This window comes from Acidovorax sp. 59, from assembly GCF_002754175.1.
GTDB classification, from domain to species: domain Bacteria; phylum Pseudomonadota; class Gammaproteobacteria; order Burkholderiales; family Burkholderiaceae_C; genus Acidovorax; species Acidovorax delafieldii.
Genome location: NZ_PEET01000001.1, coordinates 990,358 through 1,009,739, shown reverse-complemented (window position 1 = coordinate 1,009,739; position 19,382 = coordinate 990,358). Strand labels below are relative to the sequence as shown.

19 protein-coding genes are annotated in these 19,382 nt (G+C 66.0%); 7 read left to right on the top strand and 12 right to left on the bottom strand.

Annotated features, from left to right (window positions below):
- The first annotated feature begins 24 nt into the window (after positions 1-24).
- The 3 genes from yaaA to queF all read left to right on the top strand — a co-directional run bounded on the left by yaaA (position 25) and on the right by queF (position 2,697).
- A complete protein-coding gene (yaaA, locus tag CLU87_RS04525) occupies positions 25-810 on the top strand; it encodes a peroxide stress protein YaaA (RefSeq protein WP_099732037.1) in 786 nt (261 codons plus the stop codon).
- Positions 811-846: 36 nt separating this feature from the next.
- Positions 847-1,752, top strand: a complete 906-nt coding sequence (locus CLU87_RS04520; protein ID WP_099729677.1) for a 2OG-Fe(II) oxygenase — start codon at positions 847-849, stop codon at positions 1,750-1,752.
- A gap of 99 nt (positions 1,753-1,851) precedes the next feature.
- A complete protein-coding gene (queF, locus tag CLU87_RS04515) occupies positions 1,852-2,697 on the top strand; it encodes an NADPH-dependent 7-cyano-7-deazaguanine reductase QueF (protein WP_099729676.1) in 846 nt (281 codons plus the stop codon).
- Between the two features lie 35 nt (positions 2,698-2,732).
- Here queF and CLU87_RS04510 read toward each other — a convergent pair whose 3' ends face one another.
- The 4 genes from CLU87_RS04510 to CLU87_RS04495 all read right to left on the bottom strand — a co-directional run bounded on the left by CLU87_RS04510 (position 2,733) and on the right by CLU87_RS04495 (position 7,146).
- The gene (locus tag CLU87_RS04510) at positions 2,733-2,999 is read right to left on the bottom strand and encodes a hypothetical protein (RefSeq protein WP_056061307.1); all 267 of its coding nucleotides are present in this window, start codon (positions 2,997-2,999) and stop codon (positions 2,733-2,735) included.
- Between the two features lie 93 nt (positions 3,000-3,092).
- Positions 3,093-4,652 (bottom strand): PAS domain-containing methyl-accepting chemotaxis protein, encoded by a 1,560-nt coding sequence (locus tag CLU87_RS04505; RefSeq protein WP_099729675.1) that lies wholly within the window; start codon positions 4,650-4,652, stop codon positions 3,093-3,095.
- A gap of 193 nt (positions 4,653-4,845) precedes the next feature.
- Positions 4,846-6,063 (bottom strand): DNA polymerase IV, encoded by a 1,218-nt coding sequence (locus CLU87_RS04500; protein WP_108497597.1) that lies wholly within the window; start codon positions 6,061-6,063, stop codon positions 4,846-4,848.
- 135 nt (positions 6,064-6,198) lie between these two features.
- Complete coding sequence (locus CLU87_RS04495; protein WP_233193709.1) at positions 6,199-7,146, bottom strand: DMT family transporter; 948 nt, start codon at positions 7,144-7,146, stop codon at positions 6,199-6,201.
- A gap of 135 nt (positions 7,147-7,281) precedes the next feature.
- Between CLU87_RS04495 and CLU87_RS04490 the strand changes: the two genes are divergently transcribed.
- A complete protein-coding gene (locus tag CLU87_RS04490; protein WP_099729672.1) occupies positions 7,282-8,163 on the top strand; it encodes a LysR family transcriptional regulator in 882 nt (293 codons plus the stop codon).
- 30 nt (positions 8,164-8,193) lie between these two features.
- On the opposite strand, the gene CLU87_RS04485 is transcribed toward CLU87_RS04490, so the two are convergent.
- The 5 genes from CLU87_RS04485 to CLU87_RS04465 all read right to left on the bottom strand — a co-directional run bounded on the left by CLU87_RS04485 (position 8,194) and on the right by CLU87_RS04465 (position 14,873).
- Positions 8,194-9,879: a thiamine pyrophosphate-binding protein gene (locus CLU87_RS04485; protein ID WP_099729671.1), complete on the bottom strand. Its 1,686-nt coding sequence runs from the start codon at positions 9,877-9,879 to the stop codon at positions 8,194-8,196.
- 23 nt (positions 9,880-9,902) lie between these two features.
- The gene (locus CLU87_RS04480) at positions 9,903-11,129 is read right to left on the bottom strand and encodes a pyridoxal phosphate-dependent aminotransferase (protein WP_099729670.1); all 1,227 of its coding nucleotides are present in this window, start codon (positions 11,127-11,129) and stop codon (positions 9,903-9,905) included.
- Positions 11,126-12,043, bottom strand: a complete 918-nt coding sequence (locus CLU87_RS04475) for an amino acid ABC transporter substrate-binding protein (protein ID WP_056061287.1) — start codon at positions 12,041-12,043, stop codon at positions 11,126-11,128. The genes CLU87_RS04480 and CLU87_RS04475 overlap by 4 nt, the downstream gene beginning before the upstream one ends.
- A gap of 74 nt (positions 12,044-12,117) precedes the next feature.
- Positions 12,118-13,314 (bottom strand): FAD-binding oxidoreductase, encoded by a 1,197-nt coding sequence (locus CLU87_RS04470; protein WP_099729669.1) that lies wholly within the window; start codon positions 13,312-13,314, stop codon positions 12,118-12,120.
- Positions 13,315-13,337: 23 nt separating this feature from the next.
- Positions 13,338-14,873 carry an aldehyde dehydrogenase family protein gene (locus CLU87_RS04465; protein WP_099729668.1) on the bottom strand — a complete coding sequence of 512 codons (1,536 nt, stop codon included), beginning with the start codon at positions 14,871-14,873 and terminating at the stop codon, positions 13,338-13,340.
- Here CLU87_RS04465 and CLU87_RS23245 point away from each other — a divergent pair.
- The 3 genes from CLU87_RS23245 to CLU87_RS04455 all read left to right on the top strand — a co-directional run bounded on the left by CLU87_RS23245 (position 14,872) and on the right by CLU87_RS04455 (position 16,811).
- Entirely contained in the window at positions 14,872-15,012 is a 141-nt protein-coding gene (locus tag CLU87_RS23245) for a hypothetical protein (RefSeq protein WP_158236069.1), read from the top strand. The two genes, CLU87_RS04465 and CLU87_RS23245, sit on opposite strands and share 2 nt — an antisense overlap.
- 118 nt (positions 15,013-15,130) lie before the next feature.
- Entirely contained in the window at positions 15,131-16,036 is a 906-nt protein-coding gene (locus tag CLU87_RS04460; RefSeq protein ID WP_199170792.1) for a LysR family transcriptional regulator, read from the top strand.
- Positions 16,037-16,121: 85 nt separating this feature from the next.
- Positions 16,122-16,811 carry a DUF4336 domain-containing protein gene (locus tag CLU87_RS04455; protein ID WP_099729667.1) on the top strand — a complete coding sequence of 230 codons (690 nt, stop codon included), beginning with the start codon at positions 16,122-16,124 and terminating at the stop codon, positions 16,809-16,811.
- A 68-nt stretch (positions 16,812-16,879) separates the two neighbouring features.
- On the opposite strand, the gene CLU87_RS04450 is transcribed toward CLU87_RS04455, so the two are convergent.
- The 3 genes from CLU87_RS04450 to CLU87_RS04440 form a co-directional block, all read right to left on the bottom strand.
- Positions 16,880-17,548 (bottom strand): hypothetical protein, encoded by a 669-nt coding sequence (locus tag CLU87_RS04450; protein ID WP_143227248.1) that lies wholly within the window; start codon positions 17,546-17,548, stop codon positions 16,880-16,882.
- A 32-nt stretch (positions 17,549-17,580) separates the two neighbouring features.
- Positions 17,581-18,291: a CPBP family intramembrane glutamic endopeptidase gene (locus CLU87_RS04445; RefSeq protein WP_143227246.1), complete on the bottom strand. Its 711-nt coding sequence runs from the start codon at positions 18,289-18,291 to the stop codon at positions 17,581-17,583.
- Between the two features lie 227 nt (positions 18,292-18,518).
- A complete protein-coding gene (locus CLU87_RS04440; RefSeq protein ID WP_056747541.1) occupies positions 18,519-19,373 on the bottom strand; it encodes an IclR family transcriptional regulator in 855 nt (284 codons plus the stop codon).
- Positions 19,374-19,382: the final 9 nt, after the last annotated feature.

The window sequence follows — 19,382 nt, the reverse complement described above, 5'->3', positions numbered from 1 at the left end:
GAGATCCACGGACCCTTTGCCCCCATGCTGTTCCTGCTGTCTCCCGCCAAATCGCTCGACTACGACACGCCCGTTCCCGAAGGTCTGCCGCACACCACGCCCCAGTTTGTGCCGCAGTCCACGGCCCTGATCGAAGTCCTGCGGGAGCAGTCGCCGCAGCAGATCGCGTCGCTGATGGAACTGAGCGACACGCTCGCGGCGCTGAACGTGGCGCGTTACCAGGCCTGGCGCCCCCGCTTCACGGCCCACAACTCGCGCCAGGCGGTGCTGGCCTTCAATGGCGACGTGTACGAGGGGCTGCAAGCCCGCAGCCTGAGCACTGACGACCTGGACTGGGCCCAGAGCCATGTCGCCATCCTCAGTGGCCTGTATGGCGTGCTGCGGCCGCTGGACCGCATGCAGCCCTATCGCCTGGAGATGGGCACGCGCCTGGCCACCGAGGCAGGCAGTAACCTGTACCAGTTCTGGGGCCGCCAGATTGCCGAGCACCTGAACACCCGGCTGCGCGCCGACACCACGCCAGTGGTGATCAACCTCGCCTCGCAGGAATACTTCAAGGCCGTGGACCGCAAGGCACTCAAGGCCCGCGTGATCGAATGCGTGTTCGAGGACTGGAAGGGCGGCAACTACAAGATCATCAGCTTCTTTGCCAAGCGCGCACGCGGCCTGATGGCGCGCTACGCCATCACCCACCGCCTTGCCACACCCCACCAGCTCGAAGGGTTTGACCTGGACGGCTATGCCTTTGCCCCGGCATCATCCGAGCCCGAGCGCCTGGTCTTCCGGCGCAAGACCCCGGCCTCCGCATAAATCCGCCCACCACCCTGCTCTTGTTGAAGGACCGCCATGGCATCGCGTTCTGACCAGCACCCGGACAGCACCACCACCCAGCACGCCAGCGCAGCGCGGCAGGCCATCACCCCCGAGTTGCGCCGCTGGATCATCGAGCAGGCCCAGGCGGGCTACGCTGCGCCCGTGGTGCTGCAGTCCATGCGTGACGCAGGCTGGGACGAAGACGTGGCGGCGGATGCGCTGGAGATCACGCTGCAGGAGCACCTGAACGACTTGGCTGTGCAGCAGGGCCTGCCCTCGGCCGTGCGGGTGCCCGAGCCCCGGCTGGATGAATCCCCTGCCCAGGTGGACTGCGGAGACCGCGCCGTGAATGTGCTGCTGGCCATGGCACAGCCGCGCATCGTGGTGTTTGGTAACCTGCTGTCGCCCGAGGAGTGCGATGCCCTGATAGCCGCTGCAGAGCCCCGCATGGCACGCTCGCTCACCGTGGCCACCAAGACCGGGGGCGAAGAGATCAACGCCGACCGCACCAGTGACGGCATGTTCTTCCAGCGCGGGCAAAGTCCCCTGATCCAGCGCATCGAGGAGCGCATTGCACGCCTGCTCCACTGGCCCATCGAAAACGGCGAAGGCCTGCAGGTGCTGCACTACCGCCCCGGCGCCGAATACAAGCCCCACTACGACTACTTCGACCCCGCCGAGCCCGGCACGCCCAGCATCATCCAGCGCGGCGGCCAGCGCGTGGGCACGCTGGTGATGTACCTGAACACGCCTGACAAAGGCGGCGGCACCACCTTCCCCGACGTGCACCTGGAGGTGGCGCCGCAGCGTGGCAACGCGGTGTTCTTCAGCTACGAGCGCCCGCACCCGTCCACCCGCACCCTGCATGGCGGCGCCCCCGTGATCGCCGGGGACAAATGGATTGCCACCAAATGGCTGCGTGAGCGGGAATTTCAGTAAAAACCCCGGCATGCGCTAGTCGAACATGCGCTAGCAGCTATAAAAATAGTAGCAATAGCACAGACTCCCTTAGAACCCACACACCCGAAAGACCAGGCCATGAACACGCCAGAACAATCCCAACTCGGCAAGGCATCGGCCTATGTGGACCAGTACGACGCCTCGCTGCTGTTCCCCATCCCCCGCGCGGGCAAGCGGGCCGAGATCGGCATCACCGGCTCGGCGCCCTTCTTCGGGGCCGACCTGTGGACGGCGTTCGAGCTGTCCTGGCTGAATGCGCGTGGCAAGCCGCAGGTGGCGCTGGCGCACATCACTGTGCCCTGCGAGACGCCCAACATCGTCGAGAGCAAGTCGTTCAAGCTGTACCTCAACAGCTTCAACAACACCCGCTTTGCCGATGCGGCCGAGGTGCAGGCCCGCATCCGCGCCGACATCAGCGAGGCCGTATGGCGTGGCGCCGACCACCCCGCCACCGTGGGCGTGAAGCTCATCGCGCCCGAGCTGTTCGACCAGGAGCCCGTGCATGAGCTGGACGGCCTGAGCCTGGACCGGCTGGACGTGGAATGCACGCGCTACCAGCCCGCGCCTGACCTGCTGACGGCCACATTCAACGAAGCGCCCGTGACCGAAACCCTCATCAGCAACCTGCTCAAGAGCAACTGCCTGGTGACCGGCCAGCCCGACTGGGGCAGCGTGCAGATCAGCTACAGCGGCCCACAGATCAATCAGGAAGGGCTGCTGCAGTACCTGGTGAGCTTTCGCAACCACAACGAGTTCCATGAGCAGTGTGTGGAGCGCATCTTCATGGACGTGTGGACACGCTGCAAACCCATCAAGCTCACGGTGTACGCGCGCTACACGCGCCGCGGTGGGCTGGACATCAACCCCCTGCGCACCAGTCACCCGCAGGCCCTGCCGCGCAACGTGCGCACTGCCCGGCAGTAGGCCTGCCCCCGCCGCCCGTCAACGGAACGCATCCGTCAGTTGCGCGCATCGATCCAGTCGCACCGCAGGGTGTGGCGCAGGTGCGCGCGGGTGCGCCAGGCAACGTACAGGCTGGGGACAAAAATGCCGATCAGGCAAACCGGCGCTGCGCAGGGCTCGCCAAAAGCGCAGATGGGAAACCAGCCCACCCAGCCCAGCATCCAGACCGTCAGCACCAGGTCCCACAGGTGGTATTCGAGCGGGTGGTCGGCCTTGTGCGCCACATGCCACTGCTTGATGCGCTGCAGCTCGTCGAGGGTCATGGTGATCTCCCGGAAAACGGGAAAATCACTGTAAGTTACGAGTAAGAATTCGTCAAGGTGCGAGTGTTCCTTGGCGGCTCGTTGCAGCGCCGCTCAACCCAGCCGGAACACGTCCACCGAGCGGCCCAGCGACACCGCGCTCTCCTTGAGGCCCTGGGCGGCGGCGGCCGACTCCTCCACCAGCGCGGCGTTCTGCTGCGTCACGGTGTCGAGCTGCGTCACCGCCTCGTTGACCTGGGCAATGCCCTGCGACTGCTCCTTGGTGGCGCTGCTGATCTGCTGGACCAGCGTGCTCACGCGCTCCACGGCGTGCACGACGCCCTCGATGGTGATGCCCGCATGGTCCATCTGCTGCGCGCCGCTGGCGATCTGGTTCACCGTGACGCCGATCAGACCGCTGATCTCCTTGGCCGAGCTGGCGCTGCGTTGCGCCAGGGCCCGCACCTCGCCCGCCACCACCGCAAAGCCCCGGCCCTGCTCGCCCGCGCGGGCGGCCTCCACAGCGGCATTGAGCGCCAGCAGGTTGGTCTGGAAGGCAATGCCTTCGATCACGCCCACGATCTCGCTGATCTTGGTGGACGACAGCTTCATCTGCTGCATGGCCGCTCCCACCTCCTGCACCGCCTGGCCACCGCGCGTGGCGATGTCGCTGCTCTGTGCGCTCTCGTGCGACACCTTGGCCGCTGTCTCCGACGTCTGCAGCACCGTGCTGGCCAGTTGCTCCATGGCCGCGGCGGTTTCTTCCAGGCTGCTGGCCTGCGACTCGGTACGGGCCGACAGATCCATGCCGCCGCGCGCGATTTCGTCGGCCGATTCGATGAAGTTGCGCACCTCGGTGCGCACGTCGCCCACCACGGCGCGCAGGTTGACCTGGGTCTGCTGCAGGCGCTGCATCAGCGCGCCCAGGGGTTGGGGGTAGTCGGTGCCCACCGATGTGGCGAGGTTGCAAGCCGAGATGTCGGATGCGAAGCGGGTCGCGTCGTGCACACCTTGCAGCACGGTGGCCTGAAAGCGCCACAGCGTCCACCCTGCCCCCAACACCAGCAGCGCCAGGCGGGCCACCCAGGCGGTGGTGCCCTGCAGCCCCATCACGTCGGGCAACAAGGCCAGCAGCACCGTCAGCAGCAGCAGGATCGCCATGCGGGGCAGCAGCGCCATCTGCGCCAGGCGCTGCTGCCAGCCACGCACTCCCCGGTAGCGCACGTTGCCCGAGTCCAGATAGAAGCTGCTTGCGCCCGAAGCCGCCTCGCTGCGCATCTGTGCATACAGGGCCTCGGCGGCCACCATCTCGGCCGCACTGGGCTTGGTGCGCACCGACATATAGGCGCGTGGCTTGCCGCCCTCCATGATGGGGGTGACGTTGGCTCGCACCCAGTAGTGGTCGCCGTTCTTGCGGCGGTTCTTGACCAAGCCCGTCCAAGGCTCGCCCCGGCCAATGGTGCGCCACATGTCCTTGTAGGCCTCGGCCGGCATGTCGGGGTGACGAATGATGTTGTGGGGCTGGCCAATGAGTTCGTCGTAGCTATAACCGCTGACGCGCACGAACGCCGGGTTGCAGTGCGTGATCTCACCCTTGGTGTTGGTGCTGGACACCAGCAGCTCATCACCGGGGTAGTCAAAATTCTGCTGGGTCACTGGCAGGTTGATGCGCATTCGAGGCTCCTGAAGGGCCTGCGGCAGGGGCAGGCGGCGCGGCTTTTTGTGGCGTGTTGTATGTAACCGCTTGATACGAATCAAGTCTAACTGCTCCCTCCCCTGCTTTGCCCCAAAAAGGTGCCTCCCCACGCCCCTCAAAGCGCAAACACTGAAAGCCTGCTCACCGCCTTTTGGAAATCCGCAGCCTCAATCAAAAAAGCTGCCCGGTTTCCATGGTCGCCTCTGCCCGAGGCCCGCGCCGACGCCCCTCTGCGGCCGCTGTGGCACGCGGCTCTGGCGCTGGTTCTTCCCCCCGCCGCGCCAGTGTGCTGGCCCGCACGCCGAGCAGCCGCAGGCGCTTGTCCAGCGGCACGCGCTTGAGGCATTGCCCGGCCAGCTGCCGGATGGTCGCCCCGTCGGCGGTGTAGCTGTTGGCGGTGTGGTCACGCGTCGCGATCTTGAAGTCGTCGTAGCGCAGCTTGATACCGATGGTGCGCGCCACATAGCCCTTGCGCTGCAGGTCTTCGGCCAGCCGCATGCACAGGTCGGTAAAAATGGCGCCCAGCTCGGCCCGGTCACGCACCGCATGCAGGTCGCGGTCGAAGGTGGTCTCGCGGCTCATGCTCACCGGCTCGCTCTCGGTCACCACCGGGCTGTCATCGCGGCCCCAGGCCACCCGGTGCATCCAGGCGCCGGTGGATTTGCCAAAGTGGCCCATCAGCCACTGCTCATCCTGCGCGGCAAGCTGCCCGATGGTTTCAATGCCCAGCCGTGCCAGCTTCTCGCCCGCCTTGGGACCGATGCCATTGATCTTGCGCACGTTCAAGGGCCAGATCTTGCTCTGCAGGTCTTCCTCGTAAACGATGGAGATGCCGTTGGGCTTGTTGAACTCGCTGGCCATCTTGGCCAGCAGCCGGTTGGGCGCCACGCCGATCGAGCAGGTCAGCCCGGTCCTATCAAAGATGCTTTTCTGGATGAGCCTCGCCAGCACCCGCCCGCCTTCGCGCTGGCCGCCGGGCACGTCGGTGAAGTCGATGTACACCTCGTCCACCCCCCGGTCCTGCATCACCGGTGCGATCTCGGTGATGGTGCTCTTGAACAGGCGCGAAAAGCGTCGCACCTCGTCAAAATCCACCGGCAGCACGATGGCCTGCGGGCACAGCTTGGCGGCCTTCATCATGCCCATGGCCGAGCCCACGCCGAACTGCCGCGCCGGGTAGGTGGCCGTGGTGATCACACCCCGGCCCACGTAGTCCTTGAGCAGCGGAAAGTCTTCCACCGGTATGAAGCGCCGCTCGCGCTCCTCGGTGCCGTCTGGCCCGCGCAGCAGCAGCTCGTCCACCTTGCGCCGCCCGCCACCGATCACCACAGGCAAGCCTTTGAGTTGCGGGTAGCGCAGCAACTCCACGGACGCAAAGAACGCGTCCATGTCCAGGTGCGCGATGCGGCGCAGCTTGCCGGTAGGGGCAGCCTGCGCAGGAGGTGGTGTCTCAGGAGAATCGGGCTCGGTGGCGGTCACACCCGATATTGTGCGGGGCGGCGCCCTCCTACCGCAGGCGGATGATTAGCGATTGCGCCGCGCGCTGCGCTCCCCGGCCCCGATGGCCCCCAGCATCAGCACCACACCCGCCATCTGCCAACCGCCCAAAGTGTGCTGAAAGTACACCCAGTCCACCACGATGGCGACCGTGGGGTAAGCAAACTGCAGTACCGCCACCCGGGCCGTCGCCAGGCGGGCCATGCCCGCGTACATCAAGGTATACGCCAAGCCGGTGTGGATCAGCCCCAGCCCAGCCAGCCATGCCCAGGAGACACCCCAGGCAGGCCAACCGTGCCCTACGGGGGCCACCCACAGCACGGCCGCACCCAGCGCACATTGCCACCACGCCAGGGTCCCCAGCGGCAGCACCCCCAAGCGCTTGGCGACCACGGTGACGGTGGCTGTGCACAGCGCACCGATCAGGCACAGGCCCACGCCCACCCAGTAGCCTGGCGCGTGGCTACCGCCCGATGGAGTCAACCCCTCCGCAAGCCCCGTGGCCAGGACCAGCCCCACCATGGCGACCAGCACCGACACCACGCGCTGCCCAGGCACGGACTCTTTCAACCACCAAGCCCCCAGCAGCAACACCCATAGCGGTTGCACATGGAACAGCACCACCGCCACCCCGGTGGGCACCTGCTGGATCGCGGTGAAAAACAGCCACCAGCTCGCCAACATGAGCCCACTGAGCAGCAACACCCACGGCAAAGCAGCCCAGCCCACCCAGAGCCCCCGCCGAAGCCCCGACCAAGACTGGTTGCGCCAGGCCATCCACACCGTGAGCCCAATGAGGCCAAACGCGCACCGGAACCACGTCACCGTCAACGGCGCCGCCTGCGCCTCGTGCACAAACACGCCGATGGTGCCCAGCAGCGCGTTGCCCAGCACGAAGGCGACCCAGCCATCCAGCCGGCGGGCATCCGGCAGCACGTGGGCAACGGCCACAGGTGAAACGGACGCTGGAACCACGGGTGCGGATGTGCCTGAAACGGTAGAGGGAGACTGCTGCATGCCCGCAGTGTGGTTGCCAGCCTTTGCTATCCAAAGCGCATAATTTACACACCAACCATTCGATCATCGAATACATCATCACTGGGGCAATCCATGAGCTACCGCGATTTGCAGTTCGATTGGCTTCAGTGCCTGGTGGCTGTGGTGGATGCAGGCTCGCTCTCCGGCGCGGCGGCCGAGGTGCACCGGTCCCAGTCGGCGGTCAGCATGCAGCTCAAGAAGCTCGAAGACGCTGTAGGCCACCGACTGCTGGAGCGCGATGCCCGCAAGCAGCACCTCACGCCTGAGGGTGAAACCCTGCTGGGCTATGCGCGCCGCATTCTGGAACTGCACGCAGAAGCGCACGACGCACTGAACGGCGACGCCCTCACAGGCCGGGTGCGGCTGGGGGTGCCGGATGACTACGCAGCGCGCTACCTCACGCCTGTGCTCAAGCGCTTTGCGCCCCGTCACAGTGCGGTGGAGATTGAGCTGGACTGCGAGCAGTCCACCGCACTCATCCCGCGTGTGGCCAATGGCGACCTGGACCTGGCCCTGATCTCGCGCGATCACGCACGCCGGGGCACGCTGCTGTTCCATGAGCCCATGGTGTGGGTGGGGTCGGCGCAGTTCGAGTTGTGGAGGCGTGACCCGCTGCCGATTGCGGTGTACGAATCGGCCAGCCTGGCGCGGCGCGGCGCCATCCACGCGCTGGCGCAGCAGGGGCGCCGCTACAAGGTGGTCTATCACAGCTCCAGCCTGGCCGGGCAAATTGCAGCGGTGGAAAGCGGCCTGGCCGTGGCCGCCCTCACCCACTGCAGCGTGCCATCGCAGCTGCAGGTGCTCGGCACCGAGCAAGGCCTGGGGCCACTGGCCCCTATGGAGGTGGCCGTGTACCGCAGCCGCGCATCGCGCGGCTCCAAGGCGGTGGACAGCCTGCAGAACCTGCTGGTGCAGACCCTGAGGCAATCAGGCGGCGCCCGCGTGACCGGCTGAACGCCTAGCGCCTGCTTACGAAACGGGAGCCTACTTCTTGGAGAGTGCTGCGCTGCGAATGCCCTGCAGCGTGCCGGTGGGCGTGATCGCCTCGGGGTCGATCAGGCAGTGCAGCACGCTGGGCAGGCCGCTGGCACGGGCGCGGGCAAGAGCCGGAGCAAAGTCTTCGGTACGCTCCACCCGCTCGCCATGGCCCCCAAAGGCCTTCGCGTAGGCCTTGAAGTCAGGATTCTTGAGCTGCGTGGCGCTGATGCGGCCGGGGTACTCGCGCTCCTGGTGCATGCGGATGGTGCCGTACATGGCGTTGTCCAGCAGCACCACGATGATGGGCAGGCCGTACTGCACGGCGGTTGCAAATTCCTGACCGTGCATCAAAAAGTCGCCATCGCCCGCAAAGATCACCACCTCGCGCTGCGGCCACAGGCGCTTGCCGCCCACGCCTGCGGGCAGACCGTAGCCCATCGACCCGCTGGTGGGCGCGAGCTGGCTCGCGTAGGTGGTGAAGGGCCAGAAGCGGTGAATCCACGTAGCGAAGTTACCCGCGCCGTTGCAGAAGATGGTGTCGGCGGGCAGCACTTCCTTGAGGTGCTGCATCACCTGGCCCATTTGCAGGTTGCCAGGAATGCGGATGGGCGCCGTGTCGCTCCAGGCCAGGTACTCGGCATGGGCCGCTTCAGCGTGCGCCTTCCAGGGCACTGCAGCCGTGGGTCGCACAGAATTCAATGCAGCTGTGAAAGCCTGTGGCGTGGCGTGGATGGCCTGGGTGGGGCGATACAGCTTGCCCAGCTCGTCCGCATCGGCATGCACATGCACCAGGGGCTGCGCGGGGGTGGGAATGTCGAACAGCTCATAGCCCTGCGAGGGCACTTCAGACAGACGCCCGCCCACCACCAGCACCAGGTCCGACGCCTTGATGCGCGCCAGCAGCTTGGGGTTGACGCCCAGGCCCAGGTCACCGCCGTAGCAAGCGTGCGTGGCCGGGAACAGCATCTGGCGGCGGAACGAGCAGTACACCGGGATGGACCACGCTTCGGCAAACGCCGTGAACTCGCGCACCGCCTGCTCAGACCAGCGGCTGCCGCCCAGGATGGCGACGGGGCTTTGGGCAGCTTGCAGACGCTGGGCCAGCTCGGCCATCTGCGCTGCGCCGGGGTGGGTCTCCGCCACCTGGTAGGGCAACGCATCGGCCACAGTGGCGGCCTCGGTCAGCATGTCTTCGGGCAGCGCCACCACCACGGGGCCAGGGCGGCCCGAGGTGGCGACATGGAATGCGCGCGAGATCAGCTCAGGCACACGCGCCGGGTCGTCAATCTGCACCACCCACTTGGCCATGGTGCCGAACACAGCGCTGTAGTCCAGCTCCTGAAACGCCTCACGCCCCATGGCGTTGCGTGCCACCTGGCCCACGAACAGGATCATGGGCGTCGAATCCTGGTGCGCGATATGAATGCCTGCCGATGCATTGGTGGCACCGGGCCCGCGCGTCACAAAGCAGATGCCGGGCTGGCCGGTGAGCTTGCCCTGCGCCTCGGCCATCATGGCCGCCCCGCCCTCCTGACGGCACACGGTCACGCCGATGTCGGCATCGTGCAGGGCATCGAGCACGGCCAGATAGCTTTCGCCGGGCACACAAAAGAGCTGCTTCACACCATGGGTGATGAGCTGCTGCACCAGGATCTGGCCGCCGGTGCGGGGGGTGAGGGAGGTCGTGGTCATATCAACGGTATCGGGTCAGAAATTCAGAACAGGGCTTGGCAGGCGCGCTGGATGCGTGCGCAGGCCTCTTGCAAATCGGCGGTAGAGGCTGCGTACGAGATGCGGAAGTATGGCGCCAGCCCCAGCACCCCGCCGGGCACCACGGCCACATGGTGCTCGCGCAGCAGGTAGGCGCAGAAGTCGGCATCGGTGCGCAGCAGCATGCCGCCCGGCGTGGTGCGGCCCAACACACCTTCGCAGCTGGCAAAGGTATAGAACGCGCCCTCCGGCACACGGCACCGCAGGCCCGGCGATGCATTGAGCGACGCCACCACCAGGTCACGCCGGTCTTGGAAAGCTTGGCAGCGCTCGCGCACCACGTCTTGCGGCCCCGTCAGCGCCGCCACGGCCGCCGCCTGGCTGATGGACGAAGGGCAGGACGTGGCCTGGCTCTGCACCACGGCCATGGCCGCAATCAGCGCCTTCGGGCCTGCGCCGTAGCCCAGGCGCCAGCCCGTCATGGCATAGGCCTTGGAGACACCGTTCACCGTCAGCGTGCGCTCGCGCAGCGAGGGCAATACGGCGGCGGGCGTGGCAAACGCGCGGCCGTCGTACAGGATGTGTTCGTAGATGTCGTCCGCCAGCAGCCACACCTGCGGATGGCGCTCCACCACTTCCAGCACCGGGCGCAGTTGCTCTGCGCTGTAGGCCGCGCCGCTGGGATTGGAAGGCGAATTGATGAACACCCAGCGCGTGCGCGGCGTGATGGCCGCCTCCAGCTGCTCGGGCGTGATACGAAAGCCGTTGGCTTCGGTGCAGGGCACCACCACGGGTACACCGCCTGCAATCAGCACCATGTCGGCATACGAGGTCCAGTACGGCGCGGGCAGGATCACCTCGTCGCCAGGGTTCACCGAGGCCATCAGCGCGTTGTAGAGGATCTGCTTGGCACCCGCGCCTGCGGTGATCTCGTTGAGCTGAAAGTCCAGCCCGTTGTCGTGCTTGAACTTGTGCTGGATGGCCGCCTTGAGTTCGGCCGTGCCGTCCAGCACCGTGTAGTGCGTCTCCCCCCGCGCCATGGCCTGCTGCGCGGCCTCCAGGATGTGCGCGGGCGTGTCGAAGTCGGGCTCGCCCAGGCCCAGCACGATCACGGGCTGGCCCTGGCGCTTGAGCTGGTTGGCCTCTTGCGTCAGGCGCACGATTTCCGAGACGCCGATGGCGCCGAGGCGGTCGGCCGCGCGGAAGGCCGTGGCGGGGATGGCAGCGTTCATTGCTGGTAGGTCTCCAGGGGCTTGTCGTTGGGGGTGGCGAACAGCTGGCGCAGGGTGGTGCCCAGTGGCAGGTTCAGGCTCATGTTCTTGGGCGGAATGGGGTTCACAAACCACTTGGTGTAGATCTTTTCCATCTCGCCGCTTTGCATCAGCTTGGTCAGCACACCATCCACCGCAGCCTTGAAGGTCGGGTCGTCCTTGCGGAACAGCAGTGCAATCGGCTCGGCGCCCAAGGGCTCGCCCACGATGCGGTAGGCCGAGGGGTCTTTGGAGTTGGCAATCATCCCGGCCAGCAGGTTGTCATCGAGCACAAAAGCGTCGGCGCGGCCTGTTTCGAGCAGCAAGAAGCTCTCATGGTGGTCCTTGCCCAGCACAGTCTTGATGGGCGCGCCACCCAGCGCGCGCTCTTGCTTGCGCAGCAATTGCACGGCGGTGGTGCCGGTGGATGCCGCAATGGTGCGGCCTGCGAGCTGGCTGATGGACTTCAGGTCCGAATCCTTGCGCACCGCCATGCGCACTTCGCTCACATAGGTGGTCACCGCAAACGCCACCTGCTGCTGGCGCGCGGTGTTGTTGGTGGTGGGGCCGCAGCCAATGTCCAGCGTGCCGTTCTGCACCAGCGGCAGCGTGTTTTGCGCCGTCACGGCCATGTATTCGAGCTTGGCGTCGGGCGCGATTTCCTTGAGCACGCGCTCGCACAGCTCCACGTGGTAGCCCACGTATTTTTCGTTGGCGCCCAGCGCGTAGGCCATGGGCGGCGAAGTCTCGCGCACGCCCAGCACGGCCTTGCCCGATGCCTTGATCTTCTCCAGCGTGGGCTGGGTGACCGTCTGCGCCAGCGCGGGGGCCGTGGCCATGCAGGCCAGGGTCAGGCCTGCAGCGAGCGCTGTGAAGGTCTTGCGGGAAATTGCCATGTCGTTGTCTCCGTATGTTTTGTGGTTGGCAGGTTGAGAAAGGGGTGAGGGAAAACTGGCGGTACCAATGGTGCTCAGATGACGTTCTTTTCGAGCAGTGGTGCGTTGCGCGCAATGCGCTCGATGGACAGCGGCGACAGGTCCAGGCTCTGGTAGCCGCCCGTCAACATCCACTCCGCCAGGCCACGCCCCACCGCAGGGCACTGCTGCAGGCCGTGGCCCGAAAATCCGTTGGCAAACACCAGGTTGTCGCACGCCGAGTGCAGGCCCACGATGGCGTTGTGGTCAAAGGTGTTCATCTCGTAATAGCCCGCCCAGGCGCCCTGCATGCGCAGCGCCTCAAAGCCAGGGATGCGCTCGGCCAGCGCGGGCCAGATGTGGTTGTCAAACGCGTCGTACTCGGGCTCCAGCGGGGCAAAGTCGGCGTCGTTGTCTGCGTCGGGTGCAAAGCCGCAGATGAAGCCTTTGCCCTCGGGCCGCAGCCAGATGCCACTGGTGTCGATGAGCAGGGGGCAGCCCGGCAGCGCTGCGGGGCTGGCGAGGTTGAAGACCGTGCGGCGCTTGCCCACAACGGGCAAATCAATTCCCGCCCAGCCCGCAATGGCTGCCGCCCAGGGGCCACCGGCGTTCACGGCGTAGCGGCAAGGCAGCACGGCGCCGCTTTGCAGGCGTACTGCGTTCACATGCAACACGCCGTCGCTGGCCGCAGTGTCCAGCCCCACAGCCTCATCGGCCACATAGCGAACGCCCTGGCTCTGCGCCATTTTGCGCAGCGCCGTCAGCAGCAGGTAGCCATCAAACCAGCCCTCGCCCGACAGGCCCAGCGAGCCCAGCACCACGTCCTGCAGCGCCAGCCACGAGAAGCGCTCGGCCAGCTGCTGCGGGCTGAGCAGCGCCACATCGGCACCGTACTGCTTTTGCAGTGCATGGTTCTCGCGCAGCGTGGCCTCGCCCGCCTGGGTGGCCAGGTACAGGTAGCCGCCTTCGTGCAGACCGATGTCGGGCACATCGCCGTTGCAGGCCAGCAGCGTGCCCACGTTGCGCAAGAAGCCGATGCCAAACGCCGAGATCTGGATGTTGATGTCCGTCGAGAACTGCTGGCGGATGGAGCTGGCCGACAGCGCCGACGATGCACGTGCATAGGTCGGATCGCGCTCGACCACCACCACCTCGCAGCCCGGCTGCTGCAGCGTGAGGAAGTACGCGATGGCACTGCCGATGACACCACCGCCAATGATGACGATGGGGTGTGGGGTCTTAACAATCAACATGAACGAGGCAACCAGCGCGTGGGTTACACATCAAACGTCACGCCCTGCGCCAGCGGCAGTGCTGTGGAGTAGTTGATGGTATTGGTCGCGCGGCGCATGTAGGCCTTCCAGCTGTCCGAGCCCGCTTCGCGGCCACCGCCGGTTTCCTTCTCACCGCCAAACGCGCCGCCAATTTCGGCGCCGCTGGGGCCAATGTTCACATTAGCAATGCCGCAGTCCGAACCCGCTGCCGACATGAACTGTTCGGCCTCGCGCACATTGAGCGTGAAGATGGACGAAGACAGGCCCGCGCCCACTGCGTTGTTCATGGCAATGGCGTCGTCGATGGTGCTGTAGCGCACCACGTACAGGACGGGCGCAAAGGTTTCGTGCAGCGCGGGGCCTTCATGGGCTTTCAGCTCCACCAGCGCGGGGCGCACGTAGTACGCATCGGCACCGCCGATGCCTTCCACGCGGCCACCACCGTGCACCGTGGCACCCAGCGCACGGCTTTGCTCCAGCGCCTTTTGCATGCCGTCAAACGCGGGGCGGTCGATCAGCGGGCCCACCAGCGTGCCAGCGGTGCGCGGGTTGCCCACCTGCACGTTGGCGTACACCTTGGCCAGCTGGGGCACCAGCTGGTCGTAAATGCTTTCGTGCACAAACAGGCGGCGCAGCGTGGTGCAGCGCTGGCCCGCCGTGCCCATGGCGGCAAACGCGATGCCGCGCAGCGCCAGGTTCAGGTCGGCCGTGGGCGCCACGATGGCCGCGTTGTTGCCGCCCAGCTCCAGAATGCCGCGCGCAAACCGCGCTGCCAGGCGCGGACCCACGGCGCGGCCCATGGCGGTGGAGCCGGTGGCTGACAGCACGGGCACGCGGGCGTCATCCACCAGCACCTCGCCAATGTCGCGCTGGCCCACGATCAGCTCCAGCAGGCCTTCGGGTGCGTCGGCACCAAAACGGGCGATGGCACGCTGCGCAATCGCGTGCGTGGCCAGGGCGGTGAGCGGGGTCTTTTCCGACGGCTTCCACACCACCGAATCACCGCATACCAGCGCCAGCGCGGCGTTCCACGACCACACGGCTACCGGGAAGTTGAAGGCCGAAATGACGCCGCACACGCCCAGCGGGTGCCAGGTTTCCATCATGCGGTGGCCGGGGCGCTCGGTGGCAATCGTCAGGCCGTACAGCTGGCGCGACAGGCCCACGGCAAAGTCGCAGATGTCGATCATCTCCTGCACCTCGCCCAGTCCTTCGGACGGGATCTTGCCCGCCTCGATGGTCACCAGCAGGCCGAGGTCCGCCTTGGCGGCGCGCAGCTCTTCGCCCAGCAGGCGCACCAGCTCGCCCCGGCGCGGTGCGGGCACATTGCGCCATGCCAAAAAGGCCGCATGCGCGCGGCCGATGGCAGCGGTGGCATCGGCCGCGCTTTGCTGCGGCACCTGGGCCAGCACCTCGCCCGTGATGGGCGAGCGGGCCGCCAGCGTGCCGCCGGTGTAGGCGGAGCGGGGCACGCCCAGGCGTTGCAGCAGTTGATCGACTTCGGACACAAGGGGGGTGGCGGCAGGGGTGGCAGACATGGCGGCTCGCAAAGGTGAATGGAAGCGAATAGAAGGAAGCAGCGTGGGAGAAAACCGCGCGATCAATGTGCCAATATCCGCCAATCGCACCGTGCTGGATAGCAAAAAAATGGAACTACTTAATCACAAATCAGCATGAAGTACCTGAAAATGGCAGAGCTACCCGAGCTTGATGTACTAGCGCCACAGCCCAAAATCATGCCCAACCTGACAGAGCCGCTCATTCCCTCTGCGCATGATTGATCCCATTTGCCACGATGACCCTGCTGCGCCGCGCCTTCCTGCCCTCCACCGCCGACCTGCTGGCCTTTGAGGCGGCGGCACGCCACCAGAGCGTGTCGCGCGCGGCCGAAGAGCTGCACCTCACCCAAAGTGCCGTGTCGCGCCAGATCCGCCAGTTGGAGGAGCAGATCGGCACCGCCCTCTTCCACCGTGTGCGCCAGCGCGTGGTGCTGACCGACGCGGGCCGCGTCTACGCGGCCGATGTGCAAAACGTGCTGCAACAGCTGTCTGCCAGCACACAAAAGGCCATGGCGTTCTCCAGCACCGACGGCCTGCTCAACCTGGCCGTGCTGCCCACGCTGGGCACGCGCTGGCTCATCCCGCGACTGGGCGGCTTCATGGCGCTGCACCCTGAGGCACTGGTCAACTTCTCGGCCCGCACCGAGCCGTTTGACTTTGCAGGCACACCGTTTGACGCTGCCATCCACTTCGGCACGCCGCACTGGGCAGGCGCCGTGTGCGAATACCTGATGCACGAAGAAACCGTGCCCGTGTGCAGCCCCACCTACCGCGACCGCCACAACATACACACCCCGCAAGACCTGACCCGTGTGGTGCTGCTGCAGCAAAGCACCCGCCCCACCCAATGGGCCGAATGGTTTGAGCTGGTGGGCGCCCCCACAGCCCTGGCCCTGCGCGGCCCCCAGTCCGAACACTTCGCCATGATTGCGCAGGCTGCCGTGTCGCACCTGGGGGCAGCGCTGCTGCCGCGCTTCTTGATCGAGCAGGAGCTGGCAGCCGGGAGCCTGGTGGAGCTGTCAGACCAGGTGCTGACGAGCACCGATGCGTATTACCTTGTGTACCCGGAAGCGCGGGCGCAGACGCCGCTGGTGAAGGCGTTCAGGGATTGGGTGGTGGGGGAGTGCGCAGTGCAGAGGTAGGGGAAAGGATGACGGCGGCAGCGACCACCAGCATGTCGAATTCGTTCAAGACGCCGCCCCCGGGGCCAGGGCACCATCCCGCGTCATGCAACTTGAATCCCTCGACACCCATCTCTGGCACGCCACCCACGCCTTCAAGGCCAACGGACTTCCCATCACCACGCGCATGACGGTGGTGCGGCTGCCAGGAGAGCAGCTTCTCGTCCACTCACCGATTCCAATGCCCCCAGGCAGTTCACTGCTGGAGCAGCTGCAGGCACTTGGCACGGTGGCTTTCATCGTGGCACCGAACAAGATGCACCACCTGTTTCTGGCGCCTTGCACCCAGACCTTTCCGAACGCCAGGGTGTATGGCCCCAAAGGACTGGGCCAGAAGCGGCCAGACCTGGCAGCCAGGAGACTGCGCGAACTGCCCGCAGCCGATGTGCCCGAATGGCTGCCAGACCTGGAGCACCTGGCTTTTGAGGGCATTCCTGCAGGCAATGAGTCGGTATGGTTCCACCGACCTTCGGCCACGCTCATCGTGACGGACCTGCTGCAGTGGATGGCGGGGGACCTGCCTTGGTCCACGCGTGCCTATGCCACGCTGACCGGGGTGCGGCGCCAACTGGCCGTCCCGCTCACTGTGCGCGCGCTGGTGCGTGACCGTCGTGCCGCAGCCCGCAGTGCAGAGCGCGTATTACGCTGGCCCTTTGAGCGGGTCGTGACGGCCCACAACCAGGTGCTGGACAACCATGCCTACGCACAGGTCAAACAGGCGCTCGCAGTGCTCTGACCGAAACAATCACCCCATCATCTGCGGAACGCCGTGGGCCTCACCGCCGCGCCACCACCCCGTACCCCTCAAAGATGTCGGAGCACATACCCCAACCCGGTATTGGCCAAAAGCCCCACCAGCACCAGCCCACCGGCCACCCCGGCCGCGTGTACCTTGCCGAGGGCTGCGCGCTCGCGCACCCAGTGCCATTCGGCGATACAAAACCACAGCAGCGCCAGCAGAAACAGCCCCACGCCGACAGCAGACAGCACCCCGCCCACCAGGGCCAGCGACGTGCTGATCGACACGGCCAGCGCAAAGGGTGCGACCAGGTAGCACTGCTCGTAAAACGGGTTGCGCAGGTTGAGACGGTGAATGGGTTGGCGGCTATGGCGCAGATACCACACAGCCCCGGCCAGCGACCAGATGCCAAAAGCCATGGCGCGATACAGCAGCAGGTTCTCCTCGGACTTCAGCAACGCGCCCGCGAGCGTGCCCATCGCAGGCGCTGCCTGCTTGCGCAGAGCCAGATCGAGCACATGAGCCACCAGCACGCACAGGATGAGCAAAAGCGGCGGGCTGATCGCATCGCCGTAGCGGTCATCGCCTTCGCGGTCTTGCTCCGCCTGCACATAAGTGACCATCTGGCGCGGGCGCCGCACGATGCGCCACAAGGTCTTGGGCAACAACACCAGCCAGATCAGGGCTTCATACACAAAGTCTTCAAACGACTTGAGGATTTTGAGAAAGTCCACAAACAACTCCTTGAGGCCTTGGGCCCATCCAGTCAGGGGCCCATGCTGCGTGAAAAGGCCAGCGCAAAGGCCATGATCGCCCAGTCGCTAGCGATGTGAGCGATGGTGCTGGCCCACAGATTGCGGGTGTAGAGAAATACCGCAGTCAGCACCAGGCGCGCGGTGCCGATGACCAGCAAGGCCTGGCCGACATGCCATTGGTAGGTGGGCAGGTGCAGCGCACCAAACAGCAACGCCGTGGCCACCCACGCCACAGCAATTGCCCAGCGGGCAGGCATGCCGACGCGGTGCAGCAAGGCGACGGTGGCCAGCAGCGGGAGAATAGTGACCAGCTCCTCACCCAGCAATTGCACAGCCACCAGCGCAAACCGCGCTACCAATTGTGCAGATGTCAGACCCGCAACGGCATCCACACTGGCGTTGGCACTGAGATGCGACATGCCAAGCCCATACACAGCCACCAGCCCAGGCAAGCCCAACACCAGTGGCACGACAGCCAATGCCAACGCCACGTCGCGCCAGCGGGGGCGTCTGAACAGGCCAACCCAGTCTGGGCCCACGGCGACGCGCAATCCTGCCCACTGCACGCCCACAAACAGCACTGCTGCCAACGCCCCGGTCCATGGGCTCGGGTCCCAGCCCGGCATCGTCAACAACAACACGAAAGCGAGGGCACTGGCCACGCACAACGTCATGCAGCCGTTGGTGGACAGAGATACGGGATGGCCAAAACAGTAGGGCAAGTCCGGCTTCGCTGATAAGGAGGTTGGTGCGGGTGATGTATGCGGCAAGGTGGTTCCATGGGTATGCGCTGCATCCCTCCCAAAGGATGCGGCTCTGGCCCTAGGTTACCTGTGGATCAAGAAGACGGCCATGGGCCGCTGGGGCCTGCCCCTCACCAAATCTCGCATAGAAGAGGTGTGACTCGCAGTACCACACCCCAGGCCCCCCAGGCCGAGATTCAGGCCGCCTACTTCTGCTCCTGCCCCGCGGGCTGAATGGCCTGGTCGGGGCGCACGCTCGACAGGCTTTGTGCCGGCCGCCGCAGCGTCACATCAAACGGATTGATCTTGGGCCCCACTGCCAAAGCTTCGCGCTTGAGCAGTTCCACCACGGTGGGCAGCCGGTCGTCATTGAGCCGCGCAGAAATGGTGCCCACGCTCAGCGCCGCCACCGCGCGCCCTTCGCGGTCCAGGATGGGTACGGCCACACCCGCCATGCCTTCCAGCAACCCAGTATTGCGGCCCGCGTAGCCCAACTGGCGCACGCGCTCGATTTCGGTGCGCAAGTAGACCTCGTCAAACACACCGTACTCCCGCACGCGCGACAGGTTGAAGCGGATGACTTCTTCGCGCTCGGCCTCGGGCAAGAAGGCCAGGATGGCCAGCGCACCCTGCCCCACGCCCAGGGCCACGCGGCCGCCGATGTCGCCGGTGAAGGAGCGGATGGGGAACGGCCCCTCGCTGCGGTCCAGGCACACGGCATCGAACCCGCTGCGCACCAATAGAAAGATGCTGTCTCCCAGGCTTGCGCACAGGCGCAGCAGCGCGGGGCGGCACAGGCTGCGCAGGTCGCCGGGGTTTCCCGCTTTGGCAGCCAGGGCGAAGAAGTCCATGCTCAGGCGGTAGAGCTTGCTGCGCTCGTCCTGCTCGACCATGCCCTCTGCCACCAGCGATTGCAGCAAACGGTGCGTAGTGCCTTGCGTGAGGCCCACGGCACGCGCCAATTGGGTGACTCGCCCGCCCTCGGCCTGCACGGCCGACAGGGCCCGGATGACGGCAAACACCCGGGGTACGCCGCCGGTGGCGGTGGATGCGGCTTCCATACCTCGCTC

Bases quoted from the DNA above. Each gene is read 5' to 3' on its own strand.
- CLU87_RS04520 (WP_099729677.1), top strand. From the start codon at position 847: ATGGCATCGCGTTCTGACCAGCACCCGGACAGCACCACCACCCAGCAC.
- yaaA (WP_099732037.1), top strand. From the start codon at position 25: ATGCTGTTCCTGCTGTCTCCCGCCAAATCGCTCGACTACGACACGCCC.
- CLU87_RS04510 (WP_056061307.1), bottom strand. From the start codon at position 2,999: ATGACCCTCGACGAGCTGCAGCGCATCAAGCAGTGGCATGTGGCGCAC.
- CLU87_RS04500 (WP_108497597.1), bottom strand. From the start codon at position 6,063: ATGGACGCGTTCTTTGCGTCCGTGGAGTTGCTGCGCTACCCGCAACTC.
- CLU87_RS04455 (WP_099729667.1), top strand. From the start codon at position 16,122: ATGCAACTTGAATCCCTCGACACCCATCTCTGGCACGCCACCCACGCC.
- CLU87_RS04490 (WP_099729672.1), top strand. From the start codon at position 7,282: ATGAGCTACCGCGATTTGCAGTTCGATTGGCTTCAGTGCCTGGTGGCT.
- CLU87_RS04485 (WP_099729671.1), bottom strand. From the start codon at position 9,879: ATGACCACGACCTCCCTCACCCCCCGCACCGGCGGCCAGATCCTGGTG.
- queF (WP_099729676.1), top strand. From the start codon at position 1,852: ATGAACACGCCAGAACAATCCCAACTCGGCAAGGCATCGGCCTATGTG.
- CLU87_RS04465 (WP_099729668.1), bottom strand. From the start codon at position 14,873: ATGTCTGCCACCCCTGCCGCCACCCCCCTTGTGTCCGAAGTCGATCAA.
- CLU87_RS04440 (WP_056747541.1), bottom strand. From the start codon at position 19,373: ATGGAAGCCGCATCCACCGCCACCGGCGGCGTACCCCGGGTGTTTGCC.
- CLU87_RS04470 (WP_099729669.1), bottom strand. From the start codon at position 13,314: ATGTTGATTGTTAAGACCCCACACCCCATCGTCATCATTGGCGGTGGT.
- CLU87_RS23245 (WP_158236069.1), top strand. From the start codon at position 14,872: ATGGCGGCTCGCAAAGGTGAATGGAAGCGAATAGAAGGAAGCAGCGTG.
- CLU87_RS04505 (WP_099729675.1), bottom strand. From the start codon at position 4,652: ATGCGCATCAACCTGCCAGTGACCCAGCAGAATTTTGACTACCCCGGT.
- CLU87_RS04460 (WP_199170792.1), top strand. From the start codon at position 15,131: ATGACCCTGCTGCGCCGCGCCTTCCTGCCCTCCACCGCCGACCTGCTG.
- CLU87_RS04475 (WP_056061287.1), bottom strand. From the start codon at position 12,043: ATGGCAATTTCCCGCAAGACCTTCACAGCGCTCGCTGCAGGCCTGACC.
- CLU87_RS04480 (WP_099729670.1), bottom strand. From the start codon at position 11,129: ATGAACGCTGCCATCCCCGCCACGGCCTTCCGCGCGGCCGACCGCCTC.